Here is a 17,508-nt window from a genome sequence, read left to right as displayed (position 1 = left end):
ACCCTGGCACTCGTTGGGGGCACGGTCTACCCGTCCCCGGACGCAACTCCCATCCCAGAAGGAGTCGTGCTGATCTCCTCGGGGCGGATCTCCGCGGTGGGGCCCCGGTCGGAGGTGGAGATTCCAGCGGGGGCGACCGTCCTCGACACCTCGGGCCAGACACTGTTGGCCGGATTCTGGAACAGCCATGTTCACTTCACCGAGCCGTGGGGGCAGGACGCGGCGGCCCTACCCACGTCCGAGCTCGAGCAGCACCTGCGGGACATGCTGCTGCGCCACGGCTTCGTCCATGTCGTCGATACCGGCTCGTTCCCGGAGGCCACGCTGGCCCTGAGGCGGCGCATCGAGGCCGGCGAGCTGGCCGGCCCCAGCATCATCACCGCGGGAGCCCCACTGGTCACGGTGGAGGGCACGCCTTGGTACGTTCCGGTGAAGCTGCCGGAGCTCCGGACGCCGGAGCAGGCCAGGGTGCTCGTGAGGGAGCAGCTCGCGGGAGGCACGGATGCCATCAAGCTCTTCACCTGCTCCCTCACGGAACGCAAACCCTTTCCGGTGATGCCGCTCGCCATCGTCCAGGCGGTGACCGAGGAAGCGCATGCGCACGGCAAGCCCGTCTTCGCGCACCCGACGAACGCGGCGGGACTGAGCGCGGCCGTGGAGGGAGGCGTGGACGTGGTGGTGCACACGGCGCCGATGGCCGGCCCGCTGCCGGACGCTCTCCACGAGGCCATGGTGCGCCGGAAGGTGGCGCTCGTGCCGACGCTCTCCCTGTTCGAGTGGGAGCTGAAGCGCGCCAACGAGGCGCCCGCCGTGCTCGAGCGCTTCACCCAGGTGGGGGCCGAGCAGGTCCGCCACCACGCCCGGCTCGGAGGCCGCATCCTCTTCGGCACGGACGTGGGCTACATGACCGACGACGATCCACGGCGAGAGTACGTACTGCTGAGGGGGGCGGGGCTCGAGCTGCGCGACATCCTGGCGAGCCTGACGACGAACCCCGCGAAACAGTTCGGCCGGGAAGCGCGGACCGGCCGGCTCGCTCCGGGACTGGATGCGGATGTGGTGGTCATCGACGGAGACCCGTCCCGGGACATCGAGGCGCTCGGCAACGTGCGCCTGGTGTTGAGGCAGGGGAAGATCGTCTATCCACTGTCTCCGATGCCGAGCTCCCTGGCCAGGCCGGGCTCTCCGTGAGGCGTCAGGCGCAGCGTGCGCCCCCGCGGTACCTTCGCCCCGAGCGCTCCACGTTCTTCTTCGAGGAGCCGGCTTGGTGGAGCGACAGCCCTCGCATGATGGGCTACCTGATGAGGGCCCAGTTCGCGGGCACCTCTCCGCGCCGCCGGCCTTCATCGAGGACATGTACGTCACCAGCATCCGTGGGCGTACGGGCGCGGACGTGCTGAAGGTGGCGCCGTCCAAGTGCAGCGCGGGCGACGTCGGCCAGAGCGAGTGGTGACGGCTGGAGGCCCTGTTGCGGGGATGGGAGCGGCGGGTTCGATTCCCGCCGCCTCCACTGGAAGTAACGAGCCCCGTGCGCCATGCCAGCGCTTTGCGAGACGGCCTGCATTCCTTGTCAACGCTCTTGAAGAGAGCGGCCTCGGTCAACGTGTGCCCCACGGAGTTGCACGCCCTCTGCTCCGGCCTGACGCGCGGCCCTTGGCGCATCCCCTCAGCAGCCCTCTCTTCCCTCTCTGCTCCAGCACTCCACCCACCACTGGCCCCCCATCCCTCCTATAGTTCGAAGCTTCACGTCTCGAAGAGGAGCCAGCAAACGATGCTTCGTCCGATCCTCGTGTCTATCTGCGCGTGCCTTCTGCTCGCTGCTTGCGGCGACAAACCTGACGACAAACCTGGCGACTCCCCCGTCCCCCGCGGCGCCACCGTTCCCTGGGACGAGTACGAGGCCGAGGCGGGCGTTTCCTCCGGTGGCGCCACGCTCGAGCAGACCACCACGGGCCCGTGGCTGGAAGGCACGCTCTCCGGCGAGGCATCGGGCCGCAAGGCGGTGACACTGCATGGCCCCACCGACGCGGTCGCGTGGACGAGCCGCGTGAAGGCCAACTCCGTCGTGGTGCGCTACAGCGTGCCGGACGAGAAAGAGGCCCATCTGGATGTATACGTGAATGACGCGAAGGTCGCCACGCTCACGGTGAACTCGGATTTCGCCTGGCTCTACACCGGCCCGAACAACACCGAGACGCACAACGCCTTTCCGCGCCAGCAGGTGGACGAGCTCCCCCAGAACCCGAGCACCAACGACGTGAATTTTGGCCTGCGGCTGCCTTGGAGCGCCGCGCACCACATCTACGACGAGGCGCACGTGCTGCTGGCGACCGACGGCAGGGCAACCATCAACGAGGGCGATGTGGTGAAGATCATCTCGCCGGATGCCTCCGCGGGGCTCCCCGTCACCATCGACTTCATGGACCTCGAGCTCGTGCCGGAGCCCCTCTCCGCCCCGGCGGACTACGTCGTCGTGAGCGAATTCACCGAAGCAGCGGTGGTGCGGGCCCTTCAGGACGCCGTGAACGGCGGCAAACCTGGCATCTTCCTCCCGCCTGGCGATTACGTGATGTCGCACGTGAATCCGGCGATCCCCAAGGTCTACGTTCCCGCCGGCCTGACCGTCCAGGGCGCCGGCATGTGGTACACGCGATTCGTGCCTCCTCCCCCGCGGGAGGTTGGCTACAACTACGAGTTCGGTTTCCGTCTGAACGGCGACAACATCACCTTCCAGGATTTCGCCATCTTTGGAACCTGGCGCAACCGGGCGGCTCGCTACAACAAGGCCGCGGCCGATCTCGGCAACTGGCCGTGGGACAGCCATGACGGGATCGGGCGCGCCTTCGACCGCTACATGCACAACAACGCGGTCTTCAAGCGGCTCTGGATCGAGCGGATGATCGTGGGTGGCTGGGTCGAGGGCGGCAACAACATGCTGTGGCAGGACAGTCGGTTCCGCAACACCCTGGCGGACGGCATCAACTTCTGCAACGGAACCACCAACTCACGGATCGTGAACTGCACGGCGCGAAACAACGGCGACGATGCCTTCGCCATGTGGTCCGCCATTACCTGGGACAAGTCGCCCATCAAAGACACGCCCTGGGTTCACCAGCCCGAGGGCCCCAACCAGGGCAACGTCATTGAGCGCTGCACCGCGGGCCTGATCTGGCGGGCAGCCGGTTTCGCGGTTTACGGCGGCCACGACAACGTGATCAAGGACTCGGTTGTCTACGACACCCTGCGCTACCCGGGCATTACCGTGGATAACGAGTTCGCGCCCCAGCACGAGTTCTCCGGGCTCACCACCCTTCAGAACATGACGGTTGAGCGCTGTGGAGGCCGCATGTGGTGGGACGACGACGGGGTGCAGGGAGACGAAACCACGCGGCGGAAGTATGGCGCGGTATGGTTGTTTGCCGCCAACCCGTACTCTCCGGCCGAGCCGTACTCCTTCATCCGCTTTCAGGGCATCCGTTTGAAAGACATCGATATCATCGACCCCGTTTATTCCGGGGTACTGGTTCAGACCACGCAAGGGCAGCGGATCGAGAACACCGAGTTCGACGGCGTCCGTATTGTCATGAACCAATCAGGCGAGCTGGGCATGGTGGCCAATGACTCGCACAAGGCGCCGCCCAGCCCGTTCAGCGGGAAGATCGCCACCACGGGTTCGATCACCATCAAGAACTCGAGCATCACTGGCCAACGGGCAAACTCCGGAAACCTGTTCTCGAAAGACGAGGTCTCCACCGAGACGTTCTTGTTCAAGGACGGCGGCGGGAACATCTGGACGGGCGATCGGTAGCTTCGAGTTTCGCACGTTTCAGGCGGCACCAACGGCGACGGCCTGAAGCGTCTCCTGGTGGTAGCGGACGGCACCCGCGAGGCGGAGGCGGCGTAGGACCTACGCTCCTCCGCTGTCGCCGGGACGGTGAACGCTCGCTCCCTCTTTCGGGTGAGTATTTTCATGGGCTTCCGAGTGTTCTTTTCCGAGGTGTGACCCCCTACTCTCGACAGAGATAGCGGCTGCCTCATCCGGAACAGAAAACGAGACAAGACCATGCCCAAAGGCATCGGCAAGACCTTGCCGTCCATCGTCAAGCTTACGGACAACAAGAATCTGCTGGGCTTCCCGCGCCATGCCGACACGCCGCCGCTCTCGGAGGCGGCGTGATGTCCGTTCGCGAGTCCATCGCCGACCTGGTGGCGAGGTACGCGTTGGCCTACGACACCCGCGACTGGGACGCGCTCGTCGAGTGCTTCACCCCGGACGCGTCGCTGACCCTGCGAGTCGCCGGCGGCGACCTGGCCGGACCGTTCCGGGGACACACGGAGATCATGCGCCTGATGCGGGACTCCGCCGCGGCGCAGGACGACCGCAGGCGGCACGTGTGCACGAACCTGGTCGTTGACCCCTCCGGTCCCGGCACGGCCACCGCGCGGTCGTACCTGACACTGCTCTCGGTGCGGGATGGGCGCCTCGAGGTGCTGTCCACCGGGACCTACACCGACGAGGTGGTCCAGGCCGGGGAGTCCTGGCGGTTGCGCGCCCGGCACATCGAGCTCGACCTCCCCTACTGATGGCCTCTCGATGAATCTCGGAATGATCCCCGCCAAGTGGGCGGCCCTCACGCCCCGGCGAACCGCGCTGGTCGACATCACCCACCAGCGGCGCATCGACTGGGCCACCTTGGACACCCGGGTGCGCAAGCTGGCCAACGGCCTGCGGGCACTGGGACTGCGCTCCGGTGACCGGGTGGCCGTGCTCAGCCGCAACAGCATCGAGTACCAGGAGCTCTACTTCGCGGTGGGCCGCGCGGGCCTGGTGCTGCAGCCGCTGAACTGGCGGCTGTCCACCGAGGCGCTGCGCACACTCGTCGCCGACGCCGAACCCGCCGTCCTGGTCGCCTCGGCCGAGTTCCGGCACGTGGCCGAGGACCTGGGCCGGACGGTCGACCTGGTGCGCCTGCTCCACTGTGGACTCTCCGGGGATGGCAGCTACGAGGAGCTCATCGCCTCGGCGCCGGATGCCGAGCCGCCCTGGAGCGAACAGGTTCAGGATACCGACCCCTGGTTCATCCTCTACACCGGCGGCACGACCGGAGCGGCCAAGGGCGTGGTGCACTCCCATCGCAGTGCGGCCGCTGGGATGCTCAACCAGACGGTGGCGGAGCGGATCGTGCCCTCGGACGTCTACCTGCTCACCGGGCAGATGTTCCACATCCCCGTGGTGCTCTCGATGAACTACCTGGCCCACGGCTGCCCCGTGGTGCTGATGAACTTCGACGCCCGGCAGGCGCTGGAGGTCATCGAGCAGGAGCGGGTCTCGGCGTTCCTCGGCATCACCACGATGCTCAACTGGATGCTGGCGGTGCCGGGGTTCGACACCTACGACCTGTCGAGTCTGCGCAACATCCAGTACGGCGGCGGCCCGATGCCCAGCGCGATCGTGCGCGCGGTGGCGGAGGCCTTCCCGTGCGGGTTGATCCAGGGCTACGGGCAGACCGAAGGAGCGACCATGTCGTTCCTGTCCCAGGAGGACCACCGCGACGCGCTGCGGGGGCGCCACCCGCACCGGCTGCGCTCCTGTGGCCGCGAGGGCTTCGGCACCCGGATCCGGGTCGTCGACGAGAACGGCCACGACGTGCCGCGCGACGGCAGGACTCCCGGCGAGATCGTGGTCCGCGGCGAGGCCAACATGCTCGGCTACTTCCGGCGGCCGGACCTGACCGCGGCCACCATCCGGGACGGGTGGATGCGGACCGGCGATGTGGCCACCTGGGACGACGAGCGCTACCTGTACATCGTCGATCGACTGAAGGACATGATCATCTCGGGTGGGGAGAAGATCTACAGCGTCGAGGTGGAGGAGGCGATCGGCAGACACCCGGCCGTACTGGAATGCGCGGTGATCGGGGTGCCCGACGAGCAGTGGGGAGAGTCGGTGAAGGCCTTCGTGGTGCTCAGACCGGACCGGCCAGCGACAGCGGAGGACATCATCGACGTCGCCCGCAAGCACCTGGCCTCCTACCAGAAACCACGCTCGGTGGAGTTCGTCGCCGAGTTGCCGAAGGCGCCCACCGGCAAGGTGCTCAAGCGGGAGCTGCGCGCACCGTACTGGGCGGACAGGGACATCTCATGAAGACACCAGGCGTGTTCATCAGTGCGACCGGGGTCCACCTTCCCGACCGGGTGCCGGTCGAGTGGGCCGTGGCCCAGGGACATCTGGGCGAGACCGAGGCCAGGCGGTACGGCATCACGGGAGTCCCGATCGCGGGCGAACTACCCGCGCCGGAGATGGCGCTCCGGGCGAGCAGGCAGGCGATGCGTCGCGCCGGCCAGGACCCGGCGGCGCTGAGCCTCCTCCTGTACGTCAGCACCTGGTACCAGGGACCCCACAGCTGGAGCCCCCAGTTCTACATCCAGCGGCACACCGGCGCCGGACAGGCGACCGCGGCGGAGGTCCGGCAGGGCTGCATGGGCCTGTTCAGCGCCTGCGAGCTGGCCGCGGCTCACCTGATGGCGGCGCCGGAGCACACGGCCTCCCTGATCACCGCGGCGGACAACTACAACTCCCCGCTGTTCGACCGCTGGCGGTCCAGCCCGCACTCCCTGTTCGGCGACGGTGCGTGCGCGCTGCTGCTCACCAGGAACACCGGTTTCGCACGCCTGGAGTCGATCAACTCGGTGACACTGCCCCAGTACGAGGAGAGGCACCGGGGATCGGCCCCCCTGTTCCCGCCGGCGGTGTCCCTGGGCACCAAGGTCGACCTCGCGACGGCCAAGGAGCAGTGGTTCTCGACCACGGGCACGGACCCGCGAGAACTGGCGACGACGATGGCCAGGACCCTGCTGGAGGTCGTCGACAAGACCCTCCGGGAGGCGAGCCTGGACATGTCCACAATCACCCGGGTCGCCTTCGTCAACTGGTCCGAGGAGCGGGTGCGGGAGCGCGCCGCGGTCCCGCTTGGACTGCCCATGTCCAGGTTGACCTGGGAGTACGGCCGCACCATCGGACACGTCGGCGCCAGCGACCAGGTGCTCTCGCTGGACCACCTCCTCGTCTCCGGCGAGCTGAACGCGGGGGACAACCTCCTGCTGCTCGGTACCGGGCCGGGGGCGAACATCGCGTGCATGGCCGTGCGGATCCTGCACCGGCCGCGCTGGGCGGAAGTCGAGGACGTGAGGTGACGTTCCCGCGCGCCAAGGGCTCCGCGCTCTTATAGCCCCGTTCAGCAGTGCTCCCCTGGCGCTCCTTCGGCATATTCGCAACTGATGTACTGTTGCAGCCTCTTGCCGCGGAAGGAGAGAGCAGTGCCAGCGGGAGCGAGGGAGATGGTTCAGCAAGCGCAGGCCGCCCCGGTGCACGGGCAGCCGACGGAGAGAGCACCCGCGGAAGGGCGCGGGCGGGCAGGACGGATCGTCACCATCGACGCCCTGCGCGGCGTCGTCATGCTGCTGATGCTCGTCGATCATGCGCGCGAGTTCTTCTACCTGCACGCTCAGGTCAGCGATCCAGTCAACGTGGCGACCACGCCGCCCGGCCTCTTCTTCACCCGGCTCACCGCGCACCTTTGCGCACCGGTATTCGTCGCGCTGACCGGGCTTTCGGCATGGCTCTACGGTCAGCGCCGGGGCGGACGGCGCGCCGCCTCCGAGTTCCTGCTGAAGCGCGGGCTGTTCCTCGTCCTGCTGGAGCTCACGCTGATCAACTTCGCCTGGACGTTCGCGTTCCCGGCGTCCACCTACTACCTTCAGGTCATCTGGGCCATCGGGCTGTCGATGGTCGCGCTGGCCGGGCTCTTGTGGTTGCCGGGTCCCGTGCTGATGGGCGTGGGCCTGGCCATCGTCTTCGGACACAACCTGCTCGATCCCATCGAGTTCGAGGCAGGGACGCCGGCGGCCACCTTGTGGGCGATCCTCCACGAGCGCGGCTTCATCGAGCTGCCCTGGGGTGCCCGTGCGCGCACGTCCTATCCGATCCTCCCCTGGATCGGAGTGATCGCGTTGGGCCATGGGATGGGGCCTTGGTTCTCCAGCCAGCTCAGCCCGGCGGCTCGCCGGTTCAGGCTGTACTGCCTGGGTCTGGCGGCGCTGACGCTCTTCCTCCTCCTGCGGGTGGTCAATGTGTATGGAGAGCCCGTCCCCTGGGTGCCAGGAGCAACGCCGCTCATCACCCTGCTGTCCTTCCTGAACCTGACCAAATACCCGCCGTCGCTGGATTTCCTGCTGCTGACGCTGGGGATGGGGGCGCTGCTGCTCGCGACGCTGGAACGTCTACCGTCGCGACTCCTGGCACTCCTCACCACCTTCGGCGCGGCCCCGCTGTTCTTCTATCTGCTGCACCTCTATCTGCTGCACTGCCTCAACCGCGTGGCCCTCGTCCTCTTCGGTCCCACGCACGGGACGCTCTTCAGCGTCCCGAACGTTCCCTCGCTCTGGACCCTGGCCGCGGTCGTTTCGCTTCCGCTGTGGTTCGCCTGCCGCTGGTTCGTGAGCCTCAAGGCCCGGACCCAGAGCGCCTGGATGAGCTATCTGTGAGGTCATCGCGGCTCTAAGGTGGAGCGACTCTCAGCGCAGGAGGCCGGCTGGTGATCGTCGGCGCCGGAGCGGAGCCCCTCAAGGTCGAGGTCTCAAGCCTGCTGTTCGGCGAGCGCTCGATCGCGGGCAGCAACACCGGGACTCCGGTCGAGACCGAGGACATGCTGTCCTTCGAACGACACGCGCGTCCTTGACGAAGCCGTGTTGACGCTCACCACCACGCCCTCGCGCGCTCTACCCATGTGAACCGCCGGGCTTGTCCCGTTTGCTCCCCCTCCGTCTGTCAGCAGCAGTGCGCTCCGTGCGTGGTCGGCTGCGCTTACTCGGCGGTGCCGGGCGGGGTTCTTCTGACGACCCTGCACCATCCTCAGCAGGGTCCAGGGCCCAAGTGCCCTCTGCCCATCGCTTCAAGGCTTCGGAAGCTCCGAACGGAACCAACCCTTGCCCTTTTGCTGCCTCTTCCAAAACTGCTTTAGCCTCTGCCGTCCGATGGCGGAGCAGGAACACAGCAGCCATTACCCGCACGTCCATGCGAGGATGTGAGAACAACACCGCGAGCGCATCGCGCCCAACATTTCCGTGAGAGCGGAGTTGCATGAAAGCAGCAAGCGCTTTTTTGGCATGTTTGTTTCCGGTCCTCGCGTCTCCCTTGAAAATCTCCTCATTCTGGGCCTGTACGTGATGAGCAAATTCCTCAACGAGCTTTTCGAGACTCTTCACCATATCCCACTCTGTACGCTTTTAATTGCAAGAAAACCAAACGCTCGCTGCGCTTCGTAAGACTGACTGCTTAGCCATTTCCGAACGGTCGATGTGGACGAGCCGGTAATATCATAGCGAATCGAGGAGTAAAGGCGGCTCACATCGGCGTGAAGAGTCTTGTCTAGCGCAGTGATGTTCTCGGTGTTTTGTAGAGCCTCGCCCCCGAACCGCTTCACGTTGCCTGGAGTCTGCTCCACGATGTGATGCCATTCATTTCCCGGACCCGCAGACCCCATGGCCGACTTGAAGCCACCAAACGACCCCCACGCCCTGTGTCCGTTCGGCAGGAGCCTACCCCGACTTGGGGCAGGACTCCCAGCAGCAACGCCCCGGGCAGCCATGGCCACGGCATGAGGCGCCAACACCACGCGGATCGTCCCCTCTGGCACAGAGACAATAAAGCGCTCGGCACCAGTTGCCGTCTCCAGCAGGCCCAACCCGGTACGAGTTGCGACCCTCTCCGACGCTTGCGCGAATCCGGGGAGCTTCGGGGCCCTGGAAGCGAGAGCCGCCGTTTCACCAATGGCCGCCGTCCCCACGATGACGAGAATGCGCACACTGTTAGGACCGATGACACGCCCGAAACGCTCGCCAATCTCGCGCAGCTCCGCAAAGGTCGAGGCCCGGGGCGCATCTTCGTAAAGCTGCGCATAGGCCCGCAGCAAATCGAAGAATTCATACCCGAGATAACCCCACAGGGCGGCGCTAAACACCAGGGCCGCGCCCTTTGTCACCGGCTCGGGCACTGGCGCCAGCAGCAGCGCCATATAAACCGTGATACCAATGCTAATCATCGCGAGCATTCGTGTAGGGTCGAGCATGGCTCGCACTTCCGCGTTTACTCCTTCCAGGGCTGGCCCCACCGCCAAGGCAAGCGCAAGACTACGCTTGTCGTCAGCCTGGATGAGGGGCCCGTCTTCAAATAGCGTCAGACAATCCCCTGGAGTGCCGCACCGCTCGCAAAACTGCCCATAGGACCGGGCCAGGTCTGATTGCCACGCTTCGCCGCTCAAGGGCGCGGAAGCCAACGCCAGCCTACGCCCGACATACAAAGTGGGGCGGGACGCGGCCACCCGAAGCGGCATGTCAAGCCAAAGGTTTGTCATGGCCGCCGAAAACTCGGCGTCACTCACCTGCACCGGCGCGAAGTCCGTGGGCAGCTTGGCGAAGATAGCCTCTCCCTGGCCCCCGACCTTGGCTTCCGACTCCAGCGCCCACGGTTCGGGCGAGTCGTGCGGCACGGGCGGACGGTAACGGGAAGCCGTCAACCCTCCACCCATGGGGGCCCCCGTGGCGCACGCTGTAAATAGCATCAACGCAGCGAGGGCCAGCGCACCCATGCGTAAGGGCCGCCGTGTGTCCACGGGGCGAGTATCGACAGAATGCCTGGACATTGCCGCACCTCTCCGGGCGAGCCGCCCGAGTTGGAAGCCCAAACCCGTCAATTACAGAGAGCGGCTGACAGGCAGGTCAAGCCGTCGGGTCTGGTGAGGTGCTGAAAACCCATCGGGCAGGTAGAGTATCCCTCGGGACTGGATGGGACGGCGATACTCTACTCGCGCGCCGGGCCTTGTGCTCCACAGTCGGTGCCTCTTGCCACGCGGCACGCAGGACAAGGGCCTGATCGGACGCCTGGCGCACGAGGACGACGGGGGGCAGGCTTCCGAAGAGCAGGTCCGCGTGTTCCGCCGCGAACGCGAACCGGACGACCACCAGGAGCACGTCCCCTCCGCCGTTGCACGTCGCGATGCCGTCCCGAGCGGCCGCGTAGATCGTCCGGGCACCGGGCCATGCGCCCAGTCCTCGCCTACGCCGCGGAACGGCGGAGCCACTCCTCGAACCGCGTTGGCCCGACACGCGCGTTGTCGCCCGGCGTGAGCGCTCTGTCGTCCAGCTCCACGCCAAAGTAGCGCGCGTGAGCGTCGGCGATGACCTTGCGCCCGTCCTGCTTCGCGTTCATGTAACGCTGGACCACGTCGACGAGGCGCACACGCTCCGGCCCGGCCACTTCGACGATGCCATGGACCGGCGCGCCCAGCGCCGCCTCGGCCACCGCGTCCGCCACGTCGTCCGACGCGATGGGCTGCATGAGCGCCGTGGAAAGGCGCACCGTCTCCCCTTCCGCTCCCGCCTGGGCGATGCCGCCCATGAACTCGAAGAACTGCGTCGCGCGCACGAGGGTGTACGGGATCTTGCCGGCGGTGATCAGCTTTTCCTGCGCCATCTTGCCGCGGAAGTAGCCGCTCCCCAGAAGCCGATCGGTGCCGACCACCGACAGCGCGACGTGGTGCTTCACGCCGGCCTTCTCTTCCGCCGCCAGGAGATTGCGTCCCGAGGTCTCGAAGAACTCCAGCACGGCCTTGTCTTCGAACGACGGTGAGTTCGCTACATCGACGACCACCCGCGCGCCCGCGAGCGCCTCCGCCAGGCCCTCGCCCGTGAGGGTATTGACGCCCGAGCTGGGCGCCGCCGCCACCACCTCGTGGCCTTGCCCGCGAAGCCTCTTCACCAGCTTCGTTCCGATGAGGCCCGTGCCCCCGATGACTACGATTTTCATGATTGCCTCTCAGTTGACGGCGGGAACGTACGGATGGAAGGCTCTGGCAGCCATGACAGATAACCCGGAATTTCCGCCAACTTCCGGCGGGCAGCGCACCGTGCTCTTCGTCGCCTTTCCCGACATGGGGTTGCTGGACCTGACGGGGCCCCAGACAGTGTTCTGGGCGGCGTCGAAGGCCTTGGCGGAGCGCGGAGGGCCCGGGTACATCCGCCACACGGTGAGCCTGGACGGCGGGCTGGTGCGGACGGCGGAAGGCGTCGCGTTACAGACGTCGCCGCTCGCCGCGTTCACGCGAGTCAAGGTGGACACCCTCGTCGTTCCCGGCTCGCCGAACATCGAACAGGCGCTGGCCCGCTCGGGGCAACTGCTCGAATGGCTGCGGCTGAAGGCGAAATCGACCCGCCGCACCGCATCGGTCTGCAGTGGCACCTTCCTGCTGGCGCAAGCCGGACTGCTTCACGGAAAGCGCGCGGCAACACACTGGGCCATGTGCGACCTGCTGCGTGAGCGCTTCCCCTCGATCAAGCTCGACCGCGACGCGCTCTTCGTCCGTGAAGACTCCGTGTGGACCTCAGCCGGCGTCAGTGCGGGCATCGACCTCGCCCTGGCCCTGGTGGAGGCGGACCATGGGCATGACATCGCCATGAAGGTGGCAAGGGAACTGGTCGTCTTCCTGAAGCGGCCTGGCGCGCAGTCGCAGTTCAGCGAGCTGCTGCGGTCGCAGACGAAGGACAGCGCCGCCTTCGATGAGCTGCACCTGTGGATCTCGGACAACCTGGGCAGCGACAACCTCACGGTCGAGACGCTGGCCGCGAGAGCCAGCATGAGCCCGCGCAACTTCGCGCGCGTCTACAAGCAGAAGACCGGCCGCACCCCGGCGAAGGCCGTTGAAATCCTGAGGCTGGAGGCGGCCAAGAGGATGCTGGAGGAGTCGAAGCGCAACGTCGATCAGATCGCCCGTGTGTGCGGCTTCGGGAACGAGGAAAGGATGCGGGTGACCTTCCAGCGCAACCTTTCCATCTCGCCGAGGGATTACCGGAAGCGGTTCGCGACGTAGCGGGCCGGGGCCTGGGCACCACGTACCTGCTCGCCGACCAGGCACCCGGACTGGCCGTGCCCCGTCTCCTTCGTGCTCATCGCGTCGTCGCGTTCCAGCGCCCTCACAATTGATGGCTGACACTCTCCATCTCCTCAGCACGTCACCGAAGCACTGAATCGCGGCGTGCGGGAGGCTGCATGCGGCACGTGCGTGAGGAGGCATTTCGTCAGCTCAGGACCTTTCTGACTCCCGCTCAGATCAACGGAGTCATGCGGTGTGCGCTCAAGCTGTACGCGGCACTCCCGGACCCGGGCGCGCTCGAGAAGAACGTCGTCCTGGTGGCCTACGGCGGCGGCAAGGACAGCTCCTACATGCTGGCATTCGTCCGCGGCATCCAGCTGCTGCTCTTCCAGGTCTACGGAAGCACGTTTCGGATGCGGGTGGTGACCAACCGGCATGCCGGAATGCCCCGGGCGGTGATGGAGAACATCCACCGCACGTACAAGGCGTTGGGCATCCTGGAGGATCCGGGCTGCGAGCCCCTCCTGGTCGAGGGCAACGAGGTCCAGCCCTTCCAGGTGGATGCGGCCCTGGGCAAGGCGGTCGTCCAGCGCAACCGCGAGGACATCCTGATGACGGGCCACCGGACGCGGGCGGACGCGCGGCCCACGTTCTGCAATGCCTGCAACCTCAGCATGGTCAACGCCTTCGGCCTGGCCGCTTCCCATGCGGGCGGGGTGGACCTCATCGTCACGGGAGATTCGCGCAAGGAGCAGCGCGCCTACTCCGTCTGGGTACACCGGCTGGCCCGGCGGTATGGCCTGTCCTCCGTGGAGGGCAACGGCTTCAGGGGCTTCCTCGAGGCGACGGACAACATCTCCCAGGCGTATTTCCGCGACATCCACGGCGATGACTCGACGCAAGCGATCCACGCCCGGCGGGTGGAGAAGGGCGTGCGCCAGGGCATGGCCTTCTTCTCCATCTACGACGACACCGCCTACGACGCCGCGAGCCACTGGAGGCTGCTCACCGAGTACCTTGGCTTCGAGTTCGACGCCATCGCCTTCAGCTTCACGGAGTCGGACTGCGGCAATCCGGCGCTGATGGCGCACCTGCGGGGACTCAAGTGTGAGCGTCTCTACGGGAGGACCTATGCCGAGGGCATCCAGGAGTACGTGAGCTTCGCGGTCGGCCTGATGCGCCACAAGCAGTTTCCCCAGGCGCTCATCGACGAGATGGTGAAGCGCTACGCGGACGCGGCGGGCGTGGCCCGGATGCGCACCGCGATGGGGGCCTTCGCCCTGGACTCCTTCGGGCTGAGCGAGGAGCAGCTCGTCTGCATGGTCTACTCGCCCTTCGCGGGAACGGGACAAGGGCTGGCGCACTACCTCTCGCGCGAGCAGCCCTCGCTGGCCCGGCACCTCGAGGACCTCCACGCGCTCCTGCGCGGAGGCGAGGTGCACGCTGCCAGCCGTGGGCTCCAGCACTCCCTGGAGCGGCTCAGTGGCCTGAGCCTCTCGCAGCTTCGCACCCTCTACCAACGCCCGCTCGTCCCGGCGAGCCCCGAGGAGGACAAGGGGCTCATCGGCGCCATCCTGGAGCGGGATCCGCACAAGCGAACCATCCAGACGCGCCACGCCGCCAACGGGCCCGTGGTGAATGAGCTCCTCTCCGGCCGGTGACCTGCCCATGCTGCTCCCCTCCAAGTCCCCCACCCCACGAGTCTTCGTCCAGGTCGGTGCGACCCGGGACGGGTTGGACCCCTACCTCGACGCCGCGCGCCAGAGAGGCATGCGCGCCCTGCTCATCGAGACGCCCGCGTATCTACGTTGGCGCCAGCAGCTCGGCCGCCGGCCTTTCGACGAGGAGCTGCCGGTGGCGCACCCCGCGCGGGCGGACGAGGTCCTCCAGGCGCTGGAGTCGCATGGGCACTCCGCGGGGACGGCCCTGGTGCTGGCTGGCTTCGAGCGATACGTCTCCAGCGCCTTTACCCTCGCGGCCCTGCTGGGGCCGCGCGCCCGTGGCCACCAGGTGGACGGCGCCTTCCGCCCGGTGGACAAGTGGGGGCAGCGGGACGCGCTCACACGCAAGCGCCCCGAGGTACTTCAGCCGCGCTACGCCCGCTTCACCCTGGGTGCCCCGGAGGCCGCGGAAGCCCTGTCTCGCGTGGGATTCCCCCAGGTCATCAAGCCCTCCAACGGTGGCGGAGGCCTGGGGGTCTTCCTCGTGGAGGACGCCTCGCAGCGCGACCAGGCCCTGACGCGGCTGGGGGCGCTCGCCAATTACGATGGAAGCCCTTTCACCCGGGTGCTCATCGAGGAGTTCATCGACGGGCGTGAGCACTCCCTCCAGGGCCTGGCCTGGGAGGGCCGCGCCTACCTCCTCACCACCTGCGAGAAGTTCATTACCCACGAGGTGACGCCAGACACCGGGCTGCGCGGCTTCCGGGAGGCCGGTCACCTGGCGACCCACGGGGCTCAGGCCGCTCCGGCCCTGCGTGCGCTCGCCCAGGCCTGTCTGGACGCCACTGGCTACCGCCAGGGCCCCTTCCATGTGGACATCATCCAGAACGCTCGCGGTGCCTTCTTCGTGGAGATGGGTTTCCGCCTCTCCGGCGGAGGACTCGTGGCGCTGGTGGAGAAGACCACCGGGATGAAGTGGGCGGACATGGTCTTCGAGGCCTGCCTGGGCGAGCGTGCTCCGGAGCTGGCTCCGGTACGCGAGGGCCCCGGCGCCTGCGTGGGCCAGGTGACGTGCACCTCCGAGGACGAGCTGCGCGCGGGCGAGCGGCTCCTCTCCCAGGGCGTGCGAGGGGAAGTGCGGCGCATTCCGCCCCCCGCTCCCTCCAGCCCCGCCGCGGACGAGGAGACCCTGGCCTCGGACAAGCTGCGCCATGTCGGATTCACGGGCCGCATCACCGTCTACGGCCGCACCCTGGACTCGGTGCGCCACGCTCTCGCCGGCTGCATCTCGGCGCGGTTGGGAGCCTGACCGTGTGCCGTCTCATCCTGGCCCAGGGACGCTTCCGCGCTCGTTCCCTCGTCTCCGCGGCCATCTCCATGAGCGAGGGCCACACGGCGGACCACGAGGGTCCCACCCGCTGCCATCCCAATGGTTGGGGGGCGGTGTGGAGGGAGGCCGGTGCCGCGCACCGGCTGGCGGTGCACCGCGACACACGTCCCATCTCTCGCAGTGTGGAGGCGTCTTCCATCGCCCAGGTGGAGACGAACTTCATGGCCTTGCATGTGCGCCACGCCACCCTGCCTCACACCCGGGGCCTGGAGTTCACCCACCCCTTGGAGAAACACGGCCCGGCGGGCCCCTGGTACTTCATGCACAATGGTTACCTGCCCTCGGTGTACACGCTGCTGGGGCGAGAGCGCTCCCACTTCGATACGGGGGAGTACTTCGAGTACGTGGTGGACGCGCGGCATGACTCGCTGGATGCGCACACCACGCTCGAGAAGCTGAGAGCGCTGCCGCCCGGAGGCACCTCGGGCAATGCCATCGTGGTCAATCCCAGACGGGCCTACCTCATTCACTGGACGCCCTCCCCGACACCCTGCCCTCGCTACTTCACCATGCACCGGCTGGTCGGGCCGGAGTCCCTCATCTTCTCCTCGGAGATCATCCCCGCGCTCGGGCCCCCCGAGCGCTGGGAGCCATTGCCCCCCCAGCGGATTTTCGAAATTCCCCTTGATTGAGCGAGGACGGAGAACGTGCACATGCAAGAGATGGGAAGCTGGAAGAGTGTCGTCTACCCCGCGGGACCTGGCGCACGCCTGGGTCCCCACGTGCTCGGGCAGCTCGTCGATGGTGACACCAGCGTGGTGGTGCTGAAGGACCTGTTGCCTCGTGGTGTCTTCGACACCAATCAGCAGCTCCTCGAGGCCCAGCTAGCGCGTGCCTCCACCACGCGCTACAGCAACGGAACCCTCACCACCCTGGGCCCCTATCTGGCCAGGTTCCTGCCTGACCCGGCCCGCTACTTCGAGGAGGCAGACGAGACCCGAGCGCTCTTCAAGCGCATCCAGTTCGACCTGGCGGAGCGCGTGCGAGCACGCCTCAAGGAGGTGCTGGGGCTGCGCTCGTTCGAGACCGCCCGCGAGCCAGACGGCCGCTGCTACGCCGAGTGCATCGTGCGGATTCATGCCGACGGGGTCCGCAATCCCTTGCACAACGACAACGTCATGCGCGATGCGGCCAGCACCCCGCTGCTGCTGGCACGGCTCAAGCAGCAGTTGAGCTGCGTGGTATGCATCCAGGAGTGCGACACCGGAGGCGAGCTGTACCACTACCGCAAGCAGTGGCATCCGGAAGACGAGGTCTACAAAATCCCGGGAGGCCTGGGGTACGACGAGCAGGTGGTCCGGGGGCATGCCTGCAACGTCTTCAAACCGCACACGGGCGACGTGTATCTGCTCAACCCGACCTACTACCACGCCATCGAGCGGGTGGGCGGCTCGAATCGGCTGACGCTGGGCTTCTTCATCGGGTTGCCTGGGGATGGGCTGGATGAAGCGGTGATCTGGAGCTGATGGGTCCCCGTGTCCGGCATTGCCTCGCCGGCGCGCCTCGGGGTCCACTCGCCGTTGGCGGAGTG

The 17,508-nt window shown here is 67.0% G+C and carries 15 protein-coding genes and 1 pseudogene; 13 read left to right on the top strand and 3 right to left on the bottom strand.

Going from position 1 to position 17,508, the window contains the following annotated elements; all coding sequences use genetic code 11:
- The first annotated feature begins 66 nt into the window (after positions 1 to 66).
- The 8 genes and pseudogenes from JRI60_RS17825 (at position 67) to JRI60_RS17790 (ending at position 8,738) form a co-directional block, all read left to right on the top strand.
- Positions 67 to 1,191 carry an amidohydrolase family protein gene (locus JRI60_RS17825; protein WP_204227057.1) on the top strand — a complete coding sequence of 375 codons (1,125 nt, stop codon included), beginning with the start codon at positions 67 to 69 and terminating at the stop codon, positions 1,189 to 1,191.
- Between the two features lie 26 nt (positions 1,192 to 1,217).
- Positions 1,218 to 1,453 (top strand): annotated as a pseudogene (locus tag JRI60_RS17820) (hypothetical protein); the annotation flags it as partial.
- Positions 1,454 to 1,771: 318 nt separating this feature from the next.
- Complete coding sequence (locus JRI60_RS17815) at positions 1,772 to 3,808, top strand: secreted glycosyl hydrolase (RefSeq protein WP_204227055.1); 2,037 nt, start codon at positions 1,772 to 1,774, stop codon at positions 3,806 to 3,808.
- 368 nt (positions 3,809 to 4,176) lie between these two features.
- The gene (locus JRI60_RS17810) at positions 4,177 to 4,584 is read left to right on the top strand and encodes a nuclear transport factor 2 family protein (protein WP_204227054.1); all 408 of its coding nucleotides are present in this window, start codon (positions 4,177 to 4,179) and stop codon (positions 4,582 to 4,584) included.
- Positions 4,585 to 4,594: 10 nt separating this feature from the next.
- Positions 4,595 to 6,145 (top strand): AMP-binding protein, encoded by a 1,551-nt coding sequence (locus JRI60_RS17805; RefSeq protein ID WP_204227053.1) that lies wholly within the window; start codon positions 4,595 to 4,597, stop codon positions 6,143 to 6,145.
- Between the two features lie 11 nt (positions 6,146 to 6,156).
- Positions 6,157 to 7,194: a ketoacyl-ACP synthase III family protein gene (locus JRI60_RS17800; RefSeq protein WP_239470585.1), complete on the top strand. Its 1,038-nt coding sequence runs from the start codon at positions 6,157 to 6,159 to the stop codon at positions 7,192 to 7,194.
- 144 nt (positions 7,195 to 7,338) lie between these two features.
- A complete protein-coding gene (locus tag JRI60_RS17795; RefSeq protein WP_204227051.1) occupies positions 7,339 to 8,544 on the top strand; it encodes a DUF1624 domain-containing protein in 1,206 nt (401 codons plus the stop codon).
- 50 nt (positions 8,545 to 8,594) lie between these two features.
- Positions 8,595 to 8,738 (top strand): hypothetical protein, encoded by a 144-nt coding sequence (locus tag JRI60_RS17790; protein ID WP_204227050.1) that lies wholly within the window; start codon positions 8,595 to 8,597, stop codon positions 8,736 to 8,738.
- Positions 8,739 to 8,778: 40 nt separating this feature from the next.
- On the opposite strand, the gene JRI60_RS17785 is transcribed toward JRI60_RS17790, so the two are convergent.
- From JRI60_RS17785 to JRI60_RS17775, 3 genes are all read right to left on the bottom strand, one after another.
- The gene (locus JRI60_RS17785; protein ID WP_204227049.1) at positions 8,779 to 9,267 is read right to left on the bottom strand and encodes a DUF2019 domain-containing protein; all 489 of its coding nucleotides are present in this window, start codon (positions 9,265 to 9,267) and stop codon (positions 8,779 to 8,781) included.
- Complete coding sequence (gene sitA5 / locus JRI60_RS17780; RefSeq protein ID WP_430384385.1) at positions 9,261 to 10,700, bottom strand: SitA5 family polymorphic toxin; 1,440 nt, start codon at positions 10,698 to 10,700, stop codon at positions 9,261 to 9,263. Before sitA5 ends, JRI60_RS17785 begins: the two co-directional genes overlap by 7 nt.
- Positions 10,701 to 11,113: 413 nt before the next feature.
- Positions 11,114 to 11,863, bottom strand: coding sequence for an SDR family oxidoreductase (locus JRI60_RS17775; protein WP_204227047.1), 750 nt, complete (start codon positions 11,861 to 11,863; stop codon positions 11,114 to 11,116).
- On the opposite strand from JRI60_RS17775, the gene JRI60_RS17770 reads away from it, so the two are divergent.
- The 5 genes from JRI60_RS17770 to JRI60_RS17750 all read left to right on the top strand — a co-directional run bounded on the left by JRI60_RS17770 (position 11,847) and on the right by JRI60_RS17750 (position 17,443).
- Positions 11,847 to 12,923 (top strand): GlxA family transcriptional regulator, encoded by a 1,077-nt coding sequence (locus tag JRI60_RS17770; protein WP_239470584.1) that lies wholly within the window; start codon positions 11,847 to 11,849, stop codon positions 12,921 to 12,923. The genes JRI60_RS17775 and JRI60_RS17770 overlap by 17 nt on opposite strands.
- Positions 12,924 to 13,174: 251 nt before the next feature.
- Positions 13,175 to 14,587: a hypothetical protein gene (locus JRI60_RS17765; protein ID WP_204227046.1), complete on the top strand. Its 1,413-nt coding sequence runs from the start codon at positions 13,175 to 13,177 to the stop codon at positions 14,585 to 14,587.
- A 7-nt stretch (positions 14,588 to 14,594) separates the two neighbouring features.
- Positions 14,595 to 15,896 (top strand): ATP-grasp domain-containing protein, encoded by a 1,302-nt coding sequence (locus JRI60_RS17760; protein WP_204227045.1) that lies wholly within the window; start codon positions 14,595 to 14,597, stop codon positions 15,894 to 15,896.
- Positions 15,897 to 15,898: 2 nt separating this feature from the next.
- Positions 15,899 to 16,609, top strand: coding sequence for a class II glutamine amidotransferase (locus JRI60_RS17755; protein WP_204227044.1), 711 nt, complete (start codon positions 15,899 to 15,901; stop codon positions 16,607 to 16,609).
- 21 nt (positions 16,610 to 16,630) lie between these two features.
- Positions 16,631 to 17,443 (top strand): hypothetical protein, encoded by an 813-nt coding sequence (locus JRI60_RS17750; RefSeq protein WP_204227043.1) that lies wholly within the window; start codon positions 16,631 to 16,633, stop codon positions 17,441 to 17,443.
- Positions 17,444 to 17,508: the final 65 nt, after the last annotated feature.

Origin of the sequence: Archangium violaceum, from assembly GCF_016887565.1 — a bacterium.
In the GTDB taxonomy this organism is placed as follows: Bacteria; Myxococcota; Myxococcia; order Myxococcales; family Myxococcaceae; genus Archangium; species Archangium violaceum_B.
This window is presented reverse-complemented; position numbering and strand designations above follow the sequence as displayed.

Excerpts from the sequence above, each read along its gene's own strand:
- JRI60_RS17805 (WP_204227053.1), top strand. The coding sequence starts at position 4,595 with ATGAATCTCGGAATGATCCCCGCCAAGTGGGCGGCCCTCACGCCCCGG.
- JRI60_RS17765 (WP_204227046.1), top strand. The coding sequence starts at position 13,175 with ATGCGGTGTGCGCTCAAGCTGTACGCGGCACTCCCGGACCCGGGCGCG.
- JRI60_RS17770 (WP_239470584.1), top strand. The coding sequence starts at position 11,847 with ATGACTACGATTTTCATGATTGCCTCTCAGTTGACGGCGGGAACGTAC.
- JRI60_RS17815 (WP_204227055.1), top strand. The coding sequence starts at position 1,772 with ATGCTTCGTCCGATCCTCGTGTCTATCTGCGCGTGCCTTCTGCTCGCT.
- JRI60_RS17760 (WP_204227045.1), top strand. The coding sequence starts at position 14,595 with ATGCTGCTCCCCTCCAAGTCCCCCACCCCACGAGTCTTCGTCCAGGTC.
- JRI60_RS17775 (WP_204227047.1), bottom strand. The coding sequence starts at position 11,863 with ATGAAAATCGTAGTCATCGGGGGCACGGGCCTCATCGGAACGAAGCTG.
- JRI60_RS17795 (WP_204227051.1), top strand. The coding sequence starts at position 7,339 with ATGGTTCAGCAAGCGCAGGCCGCCCCGGTGCACGGGCAGCCGACGGAG.
- JRI60_RS17750 (WP_204227043.1), top strand. The coding sequence starts at position 16,631 with ATGCAAGAGATGGGAAGCTGGAAGAGTGTCGTCTACCCCGCGGGACCT.
- sitA5 (WP_430384385.1), bottom strand. The coding sequence starts at position 10,700 with ATGTCCAGGCATTCTGTCGATACTCGCCCCGTGGACACACGGCGGCCC.
- JRI60_RS17810 (WP_204227054.1), top strand. The coding sequence starts at position 4,177 with ATGTCCGTTCGCGAGTCCATCGCCGACCTGGTGGCGAGGTACGCGTTG.
- JRI60_RS17785 (WP_204227049.1), bottom strand. The coding sequence starts at position 9,267 with ATGGTGAAGAGTCTCGAAAAGCTCGTTGAGGAATTTGCTCATCACGTA.